The organism is Burkholderiales bacterium (assembly GCA_036262035.1).
Classification (GTDB): Bacteria; Pseudomonadota; Gammaproteobacteria; order Burkholderiales; family SG8-41; genus JAQGMV01.
On sequence record DATAJS010000010.1, the window covers coordinates 288057 to 300574 of the forward strand.

The window sequence follows — 12518 nt, forward strand, 5'->3', positions numbered from 1 at the left end:
ATAGCGGCGTTCCGCCATTCCCGACCCGGATGCTGAAGACCACGCCTTTTCACGCGCGGACGTCCGCGCTGTGCCTCTCCCATGCCTGGCGGCGCTGGGCGGGCTACGTGGTCGCCAGCGTCTACGAGTTCAACCACGAGCGCGAGTATCACGCGATCCGCAGCTCGGCCGCCTTGTTCGACATCTCGCCGCTCTACAAGTACCGCGTGACCGGCCACGACGCCGCGCGCCTGCTCGACCGTGTGGCGACGCGCAACGTCGCGAAGTCGGGCATCGGGCAGGTGCTCTACACCTGCTTCTGCGACCACCACGGCAAGGTGCTCGACGACGGCACCCTCGCGCGCTTCGGCCCGAGCGAGTTCAGGATGACGAGCGCCGACCCCAACCTGCGCTGGCTCGCGGACAACGCGTTCGGGCTCGACGTCGCGATCGAGGATGTCTCGGAGCGGATCGCGGCGCTCGCGCTGCAGGGGCCGAGCGCGCGCAGGATTCTCGAAGCCGCGACCGGCGATGACGTCGCGGCGCTGCGCTATTTCCGCATCGCATCGTTCACCATCGCGGGCGTCGACGTGACGATCTCGCGCACCGGCTACACCGGCGACCTCGGCTACGAGATCTGGCTCGATGCGCGCGACAGCTTACGCGTGTGGGATGCGCTGATCGAAGCCGGCACGCCGTACGGCATCGTCCCGGCCGGCATGCTTGCGCTCGATGTCGCGCGCATCGAAGCCGGCCTCATGCTGCTCGACGTCGATTACGTCTCGGCGAGAAAAGCGCTGATCGCGCGCCAGACCTCGTCGCCGTACGAGCTCGACCTCGCGTGGACGGTCGATCTCACCAAGCCGCACTTCGTCGGGCGCGAAGCCCTGTCGCGCGAGAGCGAGCGCGGACCGGAATGGCGCTTCGTCGGCATCGAGGTCGACTGGGACTCGCTCGAAGCGCTGTATCTCGAAGTCGGCCTCGCGCCGCAGCTGCCGTCGACCGCGTGGCGTACCAGCGTGCCGATTTATCACGACGACGAGCAGGCCGGCTACGCCACCAGCGGCGGCTGGTCGCCGCTGCTCAAAAAATACATCGCGCTCGCACACCTCAAATCCGACTACGCCGAGGTGGGCCGGACGCTCGAGATCGAAATGACCGTCGAGCACCACCGCCGCCGCGCCCTCGCGCGCGTGGCGAAGAAGCCGTTCTTCGACCCGGAGAGGAAACGGAAATGACAACGGTCATCGCGAGGCGCCGAAGACGCCGACGCGATCTCGTGGCGCACGCAACGGACGCTCCCGGATTGCTTCGTCCCCCGGATGCTGTTCCGGGGCTTCGGCATCGCGCTGCTCGCAATGACGAGTGTCGCCATGGCTGAGAAATACGACGCGATCGTCGTCGGCGGCGGGCACAACGGGCTGGTGTGCGCGGCGTATCTCGCTCGCGCGGGCAAGCGCGTGCTCGTGCTCGAGAAGAACGAGATCGTCGGTGGCGCCGCGCGCAGCGAGGAGGTGTTCCCGGGGTTTCGTTTCTCCGTCTTCTCGTACGTCGTGAGCCTGTTGCGGCCCGAGATCATCCGCGACCTCGACCTGCCGCGGCACGGCCTGCACATCCTGCCGCTGGAGAGCACGGTCACCCCGCTCCCCAACGGCGACTACCTCGGCCAATGGGGCGATCACGACCAGAACCGCCGCGAGCTCGCACGGCACTCGTTGCGGGACGCCGAGGCGTACGACGAGTTCGGCCGCCTCATGTACCAGATGGCGCGCGCGGTGAAACCGTTCATCGGCATGACGCCGCCCGATCCGACCTCGCTCGCGTGGCGCGACGTGCATGGCCTGTGGAAGCTCGCCAGGGAGCTGCGGGGACTCGGCCGCGAGCGCTTCTACGCCCTCCACAAGCTCCTCACCATGAGCTCGGCGGACTATCTCGACGAATGGTTCGAGACCGAAGCGCTGAAAGCCACCAAGTCCGCGAGCGGCATCATCGGCACCTTCCTCGGTCCACGCTCTCCCGGCACTGCGTACGTGCTGCTCCATCACTACATGGGGGAGATCGACGGGGTGTTCCGCGCGTGGGGTTTCGCCAAAGGCGGCAACGGCTCGGTCAGCGCCGCGATCGCGGCCGCGGCGCGCGACGCCGGCGCCGAGATCCGCACCGAGGCGCCGGTCGCGCGCGTGCTCCTCGAGAACGGCCGGACCACCGGCGTCGTACTGGACAACGGCGACGAGCTGCGCGCGGAGATCGTCGTCTCCAACGCCGATCCGCGGCGCACCTTCCTGCAGCTCGTGGGCGAGCAGCACCTGCCGGGCGATTTCGCCGGCGCGATCCGCAACTTCAAGTTCCGCGGCTCGTCGGGCAAGGTCAATCTCGCGCTGTCCGAGCTTCCGAATTTCACGTGCCTGCCCGGCGTCGGCCCGCACCTGCGCGGCGCCATCTCGATCTCGCCCAGCGTCGATTACCTCGAGCGCGCATACGACGACGCCAAGTACGGCGAAGTGTCGAAGCAGCCGTACATGGACATCGTCATCCCGTCGATGATCGATCCTTCGATGGCGCCGCCGGGCCGCCACGTGATGTCGATCTTCGTGCAGTACGTGCCGTACAACGTGAAGGGGGGATGGACGGACGAGAAACGCGAAGCGTTCGGAGACACGGTGATCGATACGCTCGCGCAGTACGCGCCGAACATCAAATCGGCGATCCTGCACCGGCAGGTCATCACCCCCGCCGACATCGAGCGCGTCGTCGGCATCACCGAAGGCAACATCTTCCACGGCGAGCTCGCGCTCGAGCAGATGTTCTTCCTGCGGCCGGTGCCGGGCTGGGCGAAGTACCGGACGCCGATCGACGGGCTGTATCAGTGCGGCTCGGGCACCCATCCCGGCGGCGGCGTCATGGGCGCGTCGGGGCGCAACGCGGCGATCACGATCCTCAAGGGGGCGCGATGAAAGCGATCGTGCTCGGGAGCGACATCGAGGCGGTGGTGGCGGCGCGCGAGCTGGCGAAGGGCGGGATGGACGTCGTGCTGGTCGGCGAAAACAACGTTCCCTCCCCCTCAGGGGGAGGGTCAGGGTGGGGGTGGGGTTCGAGCGATGTCTGGGCATCCGCGATCCTCCCCGACGCCACCCGCCTCGACTTCACCGCCGACATCGCGCGCACCGCCGAAGCGATCGGCAGGATCTCCGCGCGCGACGCCGAGCGCTGGCCGCGCTTCTGCGAGCGCCTGCATGCGCTCGCGGTGGTGCTCGAGGACATCTACTCGAAACCGCCGCCCGATCCGCTCACGCACCAGACCGGCGGTCTCGTCGATCTGCTGCGGACGGGCCTGCGGCTGCGCAAGCTCGGCGCCGCCGGCACGAACGAGCTCCTGCGCCTCCTGCCGATGTCCGCGGCGGACCTGCTGGATGCATGGTTCGAGAACGACGCCGTCAAAGGCGTGCTCGGCGCGGTGGCGGTGAGGCACCTCGCGCAGGGACCGCGCTCGGGCGGCACTGCGTTCAACCTGCTGCACCACCACGTCGGCTGCGCGCCCGGAGTGTTCGGGCGACCGCCGCGCGAGCGCTACGACGTGCCGGAAGCGCCGAACCGGATCGAAGCGAATGCGATGCGGATCGAAGTGGCCGACGGCCGCGCGCGCGGCGTGGTGCTCGACGACGGGCGGACGCTCGACGCCGACGTCGTCGTGTCCGCGCTCGATCCGAAGCGCACGCTGCTCGGGCTGGTCGATGCGGCCTGCCTCGATCCCGAGCTCGTGCGCGCCCTGCGCAACATCCGCAGCCGCGGCGTGGCGGCGCGGCTGACGTTCACGCTGAATGCGCCGCCCGATTTCGAGACGCTCGTGATCGCGCCGTCGCTCGACTACATCGAGCGCGCGCACGACGACTCGAAATACGGCCGCGTCTCGGCGGCGCCGGTGATCGAAGCGACGCACGACGGCGAGCACCGCGTTCACGCTCACGTACAGTACGTGCCGTACGCGCTGCGCGAAGGCACGTGGGACGGCGCGCGTTTCGAAGCGCTCGCCGATGCGGCGATCGCGAAGATCGACGCGGCGTCGCGCGGCTTTGCCGATCGCGTCGTCGAATCGAGAGTGCTGACCCCGGCGCATCTCGAAGCGCAGTACGGCTGGCCGCAGGGACAGGCATACCATGCCGAGATCGCGCTCGACCAGGTGCTGTGGATGCGGCCGCTGCCGCAGCTCGCCCGTTATCGCACGCCGATCGGCAGCCTTTATCTGTGCGGTGTCGCGATGCACCCGGGCGGTGTCTTGCCGGGCGCTGCGGGCGCCCACGCCGCTTCGACCGTTCTCAAGGACTGACCATGGAAACCACCTTCACCACGCTGCGGGACCTCGAGCCCGCGCAGGCCGATCTGACCGAGCTGCGCCGTCGCATCCATTCGAATCCCGAGATCGGCCACAAGGAGCTCCAGACGGCTGCGCTCGTCGCGGAGAAGCTGAAGGCATGGGGTTACGACGTCACGACCGGCGTCGGCGGCACCGGCGTCGTCGGCACGCTCGAGGCGGGGACCGGCACGCGCCGCATCGGCATTCGCGCCGACATGGATGCGCTGCCGATCGCCGAAGAGACCGGATTGCCGTATGCGAGCAGGAACGCGGGACTCATGCACGCTTGCGGACACGACGGCCACACCACGATGCTGCTCGGCGCGGCGCAGGCGCTCGCGGCGACGCGGCGGTTTTCGGGCACGGTGAACCTCATCTTCCAGCCGGCGGAAGAGGCGGGCATCGACTGCGGCGCCAAGCGCATGCTCGCCGACCGATTGTTCGAGCGCTTTCCGTGCGATGCGGTGTTCGCCCTGCACAACCATCCCGGCAGCCCCGAGCGCGCGTTCCGCTATCACGCCGGTCCGTTCATGTCGGCCTCCGATCGCGTGACGATCACGGTGAAAGGCCGCGGCGGCCATGCGGCGCGCCCGCACCTCACGGTCGATCCGATCGTCGCCGCGTCGGGCATCGTCATGGCGCTGCAGACCGTGGTCGCGCGCAACGTCGATCCGACCAAGACCGCGGTCGTCACGATCGGCACGATCAACGGCGGCAAGGCGATGAACGTCATCGCGACCGACGTGACGCTGGGCCTTTCGGTGCGCTCGTTCGACGCCGACGTGAGGAAGCTCCTACAGCAGAGGATCACCGGGCTCGCGGAGTCGCAGGCGGCGAGCTACGGCGCGGTGGCAGAGGTCGATTACCAGCTCGGCCATCCGGTGCTCGTCAACTCGGAGCGCGAGACCGATCTCGCGCGTCGGGTCGCCGAAGAGATCGTGGGGCCGGAGAACGTGAGCGAGATCGACCGCATCACCGGCAGCGAGGATTTCGCGTACATGATCGAGCAGCGGCCGGGCTGCCTGATCCGCATCGGCAACGGCGTCGGCGACGTGCCGATGCTGCACACGTCGAGGTACGATTTCAACGACGCGAACCTGTGCGTCGGCGCGGCGTTTTGGGTGAGGCTGGCGGAGCGGTTTCTGGCGGAGAAGTGATGAGGTGAAGGTGACGAGATGAAGGTGATGAGGTGAAGGAGGTACAACCTTTATCTCAGCACCTCTATCTCATCACCCCTATCTCCTCACCTCTTCGCGTCCTGGGCCCACTGCGGCCACCGCTGCTTCACCGCCGGCGAGTCTTCCTTGTAGATGTGGCACGAGCCGATCTGATACGGCTTCTTGGTGATCGGCTTACCCGCGCTGCGCGCTTCGCGTGCGCGCCCGGTTGCCTGGAATGCGGTGGTGCCGAGCGGGCCGAGCAGCTCGGCCATGTGGGTGCAGCCTTCGATGCCCCCGACGCGCGCGCGGATCTCCTTGCGCCAGCCGGGGCCGATCTTCAGGCCGATGAGCCGCTTGAAGTTGACCGTGATGTCGCCGCAGATCGCATACGGGCCGGAGTCGGTGCACGCTTCGACGTCGTGCACGATCATGTCCAGATCGACGGTCAGCCGCAGCCACATGTCGTGCACCGGCTCGCCGGGCTTGCGGTCGCGGCCGCCGTTGCGGCGCGAATGCGGCACGGCCTTGGTGTCGACGAGGTGCGCTTCGACGTCCCACAGACCGTCTTCACGCTCGAAGCCCTGCACTTCGATGCGGCGGGTGTGGATGAGCTTGCGTGCAGCCGATTGAGGTAGCGGCATGATTTTCGTCATGCTGGCGTACGCCAGCATTCATTCTCAAAATCGAAATTCAACAGGAGTCCTGGCGTTCGCCAGGACGGCGTGACACACGGCGTCACGTCGAACGACGCGCGGACAGCGCTTTCGCGACTCTGGAGTTGGTCGGTTTGCCGAGGGCTGTGCAGATGAAGTCGCCGGCTTTGACGAGCTTGTCCATGTCGATGCCGGTCTCGACGCCGAGACCGTTCAGCATGTAGAGCACGTCTTCGGTCGCGACGTTGCCGGTCGCGCCTTTGGCATAGGGACAGCCGCCGAGGCCTGCGACCGAGCTGTCGAACGTGGCGATGCCGCATTCGAGCGCCGCGTAGACGTTGGCGACCGCCTGTCCGTAGGTGTCGTGGAAATGCCCCGCGAGCCGCTCGACCGGGATGTGCCTGGCCACCGCCTCGACCACCGCGCGCGTGCTGCCGGCGGTGCCGGTGCCGATGGTGTCGGCGATCGTGATCTCGTAGCATCCCATGGCATCGAGCTCGCGCGCGACGCGCACCACCGCTTCTGGCGAGACGTCGCCTTCGTACGGGCAGCCGAGGCACACCGAGATGTCGCCGCGGACTTTCAATCCCTGCTTCAGCGCTTCCTCCGCGACTTCGGTGAAGCGCGCGAGGCCTTCGTCGATCGAGCAGTTGGTGTTCTTCTTGGAGAAGCTCTCGGTCGCCGCGCCGAAGACGACGATCTCGTCCGCGCCCGCCGCGATCGCGGCATCCAGGCCTTTGCGGTTCGGCACGAGCACGGGATAAGCGACGCCGGGCTTTTTCCTGATGCCCGCCATCACCTGTGCGTTGTCGGCCATCTGCGGCACCCACTTCGGCGACACGAACGCGGTGGCTTCGATGACCGGGAGGCCGGCGTCGCTCAGGCGATCGATGAGCTCGATCTTCACCGACGCGGGTACGGGATGGGGCTCGTTCTGAAGTCCGTCGCGCGGACCGACCTCTACGATGCGGACTTTGGAGGGGAGAGTCATCCGCTCATTTTAGCGCGCCGAGCACGTTGGAGTAGTCGTCGGTCCACGGCCTGCCCGCGACCGTCGGCAGCGGCTTCCACGACTCTTTCTCCATGAGCGCATCGAACCGGTGCGGATCGCGCGATATCGCGACCCAGCGCGAGGGCAGCGCGGCGAGGCGCTCGTCGAACTGGATTTCGAGTTGTGGACCCGGCATGACGCCGGTGACGCCGGCATCGGCGGCGAGACGCGAAAGGATCGGCACGAAATCCATGAACTGGTTGGTGACCTGGAACACCACGATGCCGTTCGGCGCGAGCTTGGACAGATAGATCGCCAGCGCTTCGCGGGTGATCATGTGCACCGGCACCGAGTCGGAGCTGAAGGTGTCGACGACGATGAGATCGTACGACCCGTCGGCGTCGCCGGCGATCGACAGCCGGCCGTCGCCGATCCCGATCTTCGCATGCGGCGCGCACTCCGAGAGATAGGTGAAGTAGCGCGTATCCCGCGCGAGCTGCACGACCACCGGGTCGATCTCGTAGAAGGTGAACGCGCGGCCCGGGGCGCGATAGCACGCGAGCGTTCCCGCCCCCATGCCGAGCACCGCCACGCGCTTCACGTCCGCGCCCAGCACCCGGAAGATCTGCGCGATGCCGCTGTCGGCGTGGAAGTAGGTGATGGGCGTCGTGCGCTTCTTCGGGTCCAGCCACTGCGCGCCGTGGATGGTGATGCCGTGCATCAGCACGTTGAACTTGGCCGACTCGTCGCGCACCACGGTGTGCACGCCGAAGAAGCTGCGGTGGCGCTCGAGAATTTTCTCCGACGAGTGGATGTGCGGCGTCAGCAGCACCGTCACGAGCACGGCACCCGCGAAGAGCGCCGGCCGCCCGCTCGTCACGTACAGCAGCACGCCGACCGCCTGCAGATAGAGCACGACGGCGAACGCGCCGTGCGCGAAAGGCTGCACGCCCGTGGCGAGCAGCGCCGCCAGTATCGCCGCGAGCGCGACCAGCGCGACGCCTTCGATAACCGGCTTGCGCGGCGAGCGCACGACGTTGCGCAGCGCGCACGCGACGGCCAGCGCGATCGGGTATTCGAGGATCGAGTGGAAGACGAGCGGTGCGACGATCGCGTTGAACACGCCGCCCGCCGCGCCGCCGATCGACAGGCACAGGTAGAACTCGGTGAGCTGCGCGACGGCCGGCCGGCGCCGCGCGAGCTCGGCGTGGCACATCATCGCGGTGATCGCGAAAACCGCGAGGTGCAGCCCGAGCACGCTCTTCTGGTTGTTGAGCGGCCACGCGAGCACGAGCACGATCACCGCGATCGGCTGGATGCGCTCGACGAGGCGCAGGGACACCACCTGCCGCCGCGCGAACGCGATGACGAAGGTGAGCACGTAGATCGTCAGCGGGATCAGCCACAGCAGCGGCGCCGCCGCGATCTCCGACGTGATGTGCTGCGTCACCCCCAGCATGAGGCTCGACGGCGCGAAGGCGAGCAGCATCCAGCGGATGCGGTCGCGCCAGCCGGCGACAAAGCCGGGGTCAGACCCTGCCGCTCGCGCGGGGTCAGACGCCGAACGGGGTCCGACCCCGGTTTGCTCTCCGGCATGCCGCCGCGCCGCCAGCCCGCACACGACCAGCACCGCCGCGAACGCGCCGTAGGCCACCGACCACGCGAGCGACTGCGTGCCCAGGCCCAGGAGGGGCTCGAGCGCCAGCGGATAGCCGACGAGCGCCGCGAGGCTGCCGGCGTTGCTCGCGCTGTACAGGAAATACGGGTCGCGCGCGTCGACGTGGCGGGTGCGCGAGAACCACTGCTGGAGCAGCGGCGCGGTGGCGCTGACGGCGAAGTACGGCAGGCCCACGCTGGACGCGAGCAGCGCGAGCAGCGAGACGACCGGCGCGGTCCCGGCGGGCATGACGCCGGCGGCGTGCAGCGGCAGCGTCGCGACCGCTGCCGCGATCAGCACCGCGTGCACCGCGAGCTGCGCGCGCAAGCGGTAGCGGGTGAGCACGTGCGCGTAGAGATAACCCGCGAGGAGGACGACCTGGAAGAACATCGCCGCGGTCGTCCAGACCGCGGGCGAGCCGCCGTAGCGCGGCAGCACGAGCTTGGTGAAGAGCGGCTGTATCCAGAACGCGAGCAGCGCGCTGGCGAAGAGCGCCGCGGCGTAGAGCGGGAGGAGAGCGGCGGCTTCGCCGCCGCGTCGCACGCTCAGCGCTTCCTCGCGGTCTTCACCTTCTTTTTCGCGGCGCGCGGTTTTTGCCGCTGCGGCTCGGACCACGCGGGCCGGCGCTTCTCGAGAAACGCCGACAGGCCTTCCTGCGCTTCGGGCGTGGCGCGGATGTCGGCGATGCGCCGCGAAGTCTCGGCGACGAGCGCCTCGTCGATCGTCGCCGCCGCGGCGAAGGGGATGAGCTCTTTCACCGCCGCCATCGCTTGCGGCCCGCTCGAATAGAGCGCGCCGAGCAGCGCGCCGATCTTGCCGCCGACTTCCTCTTCCTCGGCGATGTCGTGCACCAGGTGCATGCGGAACGCTTCGGCCGAATCGAACTCTTCGCCGGTCAGCATGTAGCGATGCGCCATGCGGCTGCCGATCGCTCTGATGACGTACGGGCTGATCATCGAGGGGATGATGCCGAGCTTCACTTCGGTCAGCCGGAACGTCGCGGTGCGCGAGGCGACCGCGATGTCGCACGCCGCGACGAGCCCGCAACCGCCGCCGCGGACCGCGCCCTTGACGCAGGCGATCGTCGGTTTGGGCAGCGTGTACAGCGTGTGCAGCATCTCCGCCGATTGCTGCGCCGCTTCGAAGTTCTGCTTCTTGGAGAACTTCGCGGATGCTTTCATGTGCCCGATGTCCGCGCCGGCGCAGAAGCTCTGGCCCGCGCCGACCAGCACCACCGCGCGGACGGCCTCGTCCCTGCCGAGCTTTTTCAACGCCGCGGTCAGCGCGTCGACCATCTCGGGATCGAACGCGTTGTGGACTTCGGGGCGGTTGAGCATGACGGTCGCATTGCCGTGCTCGTCGGTGCGGGTGACGATTTTCTGATTGGCCATCGTGGGTGCTTTTGAGTGGCGCAGGCGCCCTCGCCTGCAGCGTGCACGGATTCTACATTCGGAACACGCCGAACTTCGTGACCTGTGTCTCGGCGCCGGACGCGACGGCGAGCCCGAAAGCGAGCGTCTCGCGCGTGCGCCTGGGGTCGATGATGCCGTCGTCCCACAGCCGCGCCGTGGCGTAGTAGGCGCTCGACTGTTGCTCGTACTGGGCGAGGATCGGCGCCTTGTAGGCGTCCTCGTCGCGCTCGCTCCATGCCGCGCCGCTTTTCTCGAGCTGCTCGCGCTTCACCTGCGCGAGCACGTTCGCCGCCTGCTCGCCGCCCATCACCGAGATGCGCGCGTTGGGCCAGGTCCACAGGAAGCGCGGGCCGTAGGCGCGGCCGCACATGCCGTAATTGCCCGCGCCGAAGCTGCCGCCGACGATCACCGTGAGCTTGGGCACGCGGGCGCACGCGACCGCGGTCACCATCTTCGCGCCGTCCTTGGCGATGCCGCCCGCTTCGTATTTCCTGCCGACCATGAAGCCGGTGATGTTCTGGAGGAACACGAGCGGGATGTCGCGCTGGCAGCACAGCTCGATGAAGTGCGTCCCTTTGAGCGCGGACTCGGAGAAGAGGATGCCGTTGTTCGCGACGATGCCGACGAGGCGTCCTTCGATGCGCGCGTAACCGCAGACCAGCGTCGCGCCGTAGCGCGGCTTGAACTCGTCGAGCTCGCTCGCGTCGACGATGCGCGCGACGATCTCCCTCACGTCGAACGGCGTGCGGGTGCTCGCGGGCAGCACGCCGTAGATCTCTTCAGCGGCGTAGAGCGGCGCCGTTCCCGACGAGGTCTGCGCCGGCGTGCGGTTGAGGTGAGACACGATGCGCCGCACGCGCTGCAGCGCGTCTTCGTCGTTATCCGCGCGGTCGTCCGCGACCCCCGAGGTCTTGGTGTGCACGTCCGCGCCGCCGAGCTCTTCGGCGCTGACCACTTCGCCGGTCGCGGCTTTCACCAGCGGCGGCCCGGCGAGAAAGATCGTGCCCTGGTTCTTCACGATGACCGCTTCGTCCGACATCGCCGGCACGTACGCGCCGCCCGCGGTGCACGAGCCCATGACGCACGCGATCTGCGGTATGCCCGCGGCCGACATGTTCGCCTGGTTGTAGAAGATGCGGCCGAAGTGCTCGCGGTCGGGAAACACTTCGTCCTGGCTCGGCAGATGCGCGCCGCCCGAGTCGACGAGATAGATGCACGGCAGCCGGTTCTCCGCCGCGATCTCCTGCGCGCGCAGGTGCTTCTTCACCGTCAGGGGGTAGTAGGTGCCGCCTTTCACCGTCGCGTCGTTCGCGACGATCATGCAGCGCACGTCGTTGACCGTGCCGACGCCGGTAATGAGACCGGCCGCGGGTACCGCTTCGTCGTACGCGTCCCACGCCGCGAGCGCCGAGAGCTCGAAGAACTCGCTGCCGCCGTCGATGAGGCGCGCGATGCGCTCGCGCGGGAGCAGCTTGCCGCGAGACGTGTGCCGCTCGCGCGCCGCCGCGCCGCCGCCTTCGCGCACGAGCGCGACGCGCGCCTCGAGCTCGGCCACGCGCTGCTTCATGCGCTCCGCGGATTGTTTGAATTCGGGTGAGTCTGTTTTCAGCTTCGAACGGATGGCCGGCATTCGACACTCGTCATCCCCGCGAAGGCGGGGATCCATTTTGACTGTATCAGGTTTGAAAATGGATTCCCGATCCCTTCCGCTATCGCGGGTCGGGAATGACGATCACGTTCCGAGCCTCCCGCGATAGAGGTCGAGCATCGCATCGTCGAAGCACGCGAAGGTGATCTGCTCGATCTCCGGGTGGCGTTCCAGCCCGGCCTTGCATTCGCGCACCGCGATCTCGACCGCTTTCTCGAACGGGTAGCCGTACACGCCGCAACTGATCGCGGGGAACGCGAGGGTCCGCAGCCCGTGCTTCGCCGCGAGCGCGAGGCTCTCGCGATAGCAGGAGGCGAGAAGCTCGGGCTCGCCGTGCGCGCCGCCATGCCATACCGGACCCACGGTGTGGATCACGTGCTTCGCGGGCAGGCGGTAGCCGCGCGTGATCTTCGCCTGGCCGGTCGGGCAGCCTTTGAGCGTGCGGCATTCGGCGAGCAGATCGGGCCCGGCCGCGCGATGGATCGCGCCGTCGACCCCGCCGCCGCCGAGCAGCGATTCGTTCGCGGCGTTGACGATCGCGTCGACGTCGAGGGTGACGATGTTTGTGCGGATCGCGCCAAGCTTGGGAGTCATGGTGTTAGAGGAAGGGAGGTCCAAGGAGGGAAACCTTAGGTTTCCCTCCTTGGCGTAATCGGCGAGCGCGAGC

At 68.1% G+C, this 12518-nt stretch carries 10 protein-coding genes; 4 read left to right on the forward strand and 6 right to left on the reverse strand.

Annotation, left to right across the window (positions count from 1 at the left end):
• The first annotated feature begins 29 nt into the window (after positions 1-29).
• The 4 genes from VHP37_09335 to VHP37_09350 all read left to right on the forward strand — a co-directional run bounded on the left by VHP37_09335 (position 30) and on the right by VHP37_09350 (position 5487).
• Positions 30-1217, forward strand: coding sequence for an aminomethyltransferase family protein (locus VHP37_09335; GenBank protein HEX2826534.1), 1188 nt, complete (start codon positions 30-32; stop codon positions 1215-1217).
• A 135-nt stretch (positions 1218-1352) separates the two neighbouring features.
• The gene (locus tag VHP37_09340) at positions 1353-2933 is read left to right on the forward strand and encodes an NAD(P)/FAD-dependent oxidoreductase (GenBank protein HEX2826535.1); all 1581 of its coding nucleotides are present in this window, start codon (positions 1353-1355) and stop codon (positions 2931-2933) included.
• Positions 2930-4303: an NAD(P)/FAD-dependent oxidoreductase gene (locus VHP37_09345; GenBank protein ID HEX2826536.1), complete on the forward strand. Its 1374-nt coding sequence runs from the start codon at positions 2930-2932 to the stop codon at positions 4301-4303. Before VHP37_09340 ends, VHP37_09345 begins: the two co-directional genes overlap by 4 nt.
• A gap of 2 nt (positions 4304-4305) precedes the next feature.
• A complete protein-coding gene (locus VHP37_09350; GenBank protein ID HEX2826537.1) occupies positions 4306-5487 on the forward strand; it encodes a M20 aminoacylase family protein in 1182 nt (393 codons plus the stop codon).
• Between the two features lie 86 nt (positions 5488-5573).
• Here VHP37_09350 and VHP37_09355 read toward each other — a convergent pair whose 3' ends face one another.
• The 6 genes from VHP37_09355 to VHP37_09380 all read right to left on the reverse strand — a co-directional run bounded on the left by VHP37_09355 (position 5574) and on the right by VHP37_09380 (position 12445).
• Positions 5574-6131 (reverse strand): DUF2889 domain-containing protein, encoded by a 558-nt coding sequence (locus VHP37_09355; protein HEX2826538.1) that lies wholly within the window; start codon positions 6129-6131, stop codon positions 5574-5576.
• 94 nt (positions 6132-6225) lie between these two features.
• The gene (locus VHP37_09360; GenBank protein ID HEX2826539.1) at positions 6226-7134 is read right to left on the reverse strand and encodes a hydroxymethylglutaryl-CoA lyase; all 909 of its coding nucleotides are present in this window, start codon (positions 7132-7134) and stop codon (positions 6226-6228) included.
• A 4-nt stretch (positions 7135-7138) separates the two neighbouring features.
• Positions 7139-9334 carry a fused MFS/spermidine synthase gene (locus VHP37_09365; GenBank protein ID HEX2826540.1) on the reverse strand — a complete coding sequence of 732 codons (2196 nt, stop codon included), beginning with the start codon at positions 9332-9334 and terminating at the stop codon, positions 7139-7141.
• A gap of 2 nt (positions 9335-9336) precedes the next feature.
• Complete coding sequence (locus tag VHP37_09370; GenBank protein ID HEX2826541.1) at positions 9337-10182, reverse strand: enoyl-CoA hydratase/isomerase family protein; 846 nt, start codon at positions 10180-10182, stop codon at positions 9337-9339.
• Between the two features lie 52 nt (positions 10183-10234).
• A complete protein-coding gene (locus VHP37_09375) occupies positions 10235-11833 on the reverse strand; it encodes a carboxyl transferase domain-containing protein (GenBank protein ID HEX2826542.1) in 1599 nt (532 codons plus the stop codon).
• A 102-nt stretch (positions 11834-11935) separates the two neighbouring features.
• Positions 11936-12445 (reverse strand): O-acetyl-ADP-ribose deacetylase, encoded by a 510-nt coding sequence (locus VHP37_09380; GenBank protein HEX2826543.1) that lies wholly within the window; start codon positions 12443-12445, stop codon positions 11936-11938.
• Positions 12446-12518: the final 73 nt, after the last annotated feature.

What these genes read in the sequence shown, in the direction of transcription:
- VHP37_09335 (HEX2826534.1), top strand. Translation starts at nt 30, where the DNA reads ATGCTGAAGACCACGCCTTTTCACGCGCGGACGTCCGCGCTGTGCCTC.
- VHP37_09340 (HEX2826535.1), top strand. Translation starts at nt 1,353, where the DNA reads ATGGCTGAGAAATACGACGCGATCGTCGTCGGCGGCGGGCACAACGGG.
- VHP37_09345 (HEX2826536.1), top strand. Translation starts at nt 2,930, where the DNA reads ATGAAAGCGATCGTGCTCGGGAGCGACATCGAGGCGGTGGTGGCGGCG.
- VHP37_09350 (HEX2826537.1), top strand. Translation starts at nt 4,306, where the DNA reads ATGGAAACCACCTTCACCACGCTGCGGGACCTCGAGCCCGCGCAGGCC.
- VHP37_09355 (HEX2826538.1), bottom strand. Translation starts at nt 6,131, where the DNA reads ATGCCGCTACCTCAATCGGCTGCACGCAAGCTCATCCACACCCGCCGC.
- VHP37_09360 (HEX2826539.1), bottom strand. Translation starts at nt 7,134, where the DNA reads ATGACTCTCCCCTCCAAAGTCCGCATCGTAGAGGTCGGTCCGCGCGAC.
- VHP37_09370 (HEX2826541.1), bottom strand. Translation starts at nt 10,182, where the DNA reads ATGGCCAATCAGAAAATCGTCACCCGCACCGACGAGCACGGCAATGCG.
- VHP37_09375 (HEX2826542.1), bottom strand. Translation starts at nt 11,833, where the DNA reads ATGCCGGCCATCCGTTCGAAGCTGAAAACAGACTCACCCGAATTCAAA.
- VHP37_09380 (HEX2826543.1), bottom strand. Translation starts at nt 12,445, where the DNA reads ATGACTCCCAAGCTTGGCGCGATCCGCACAAACATCGTCACCCTCGAC.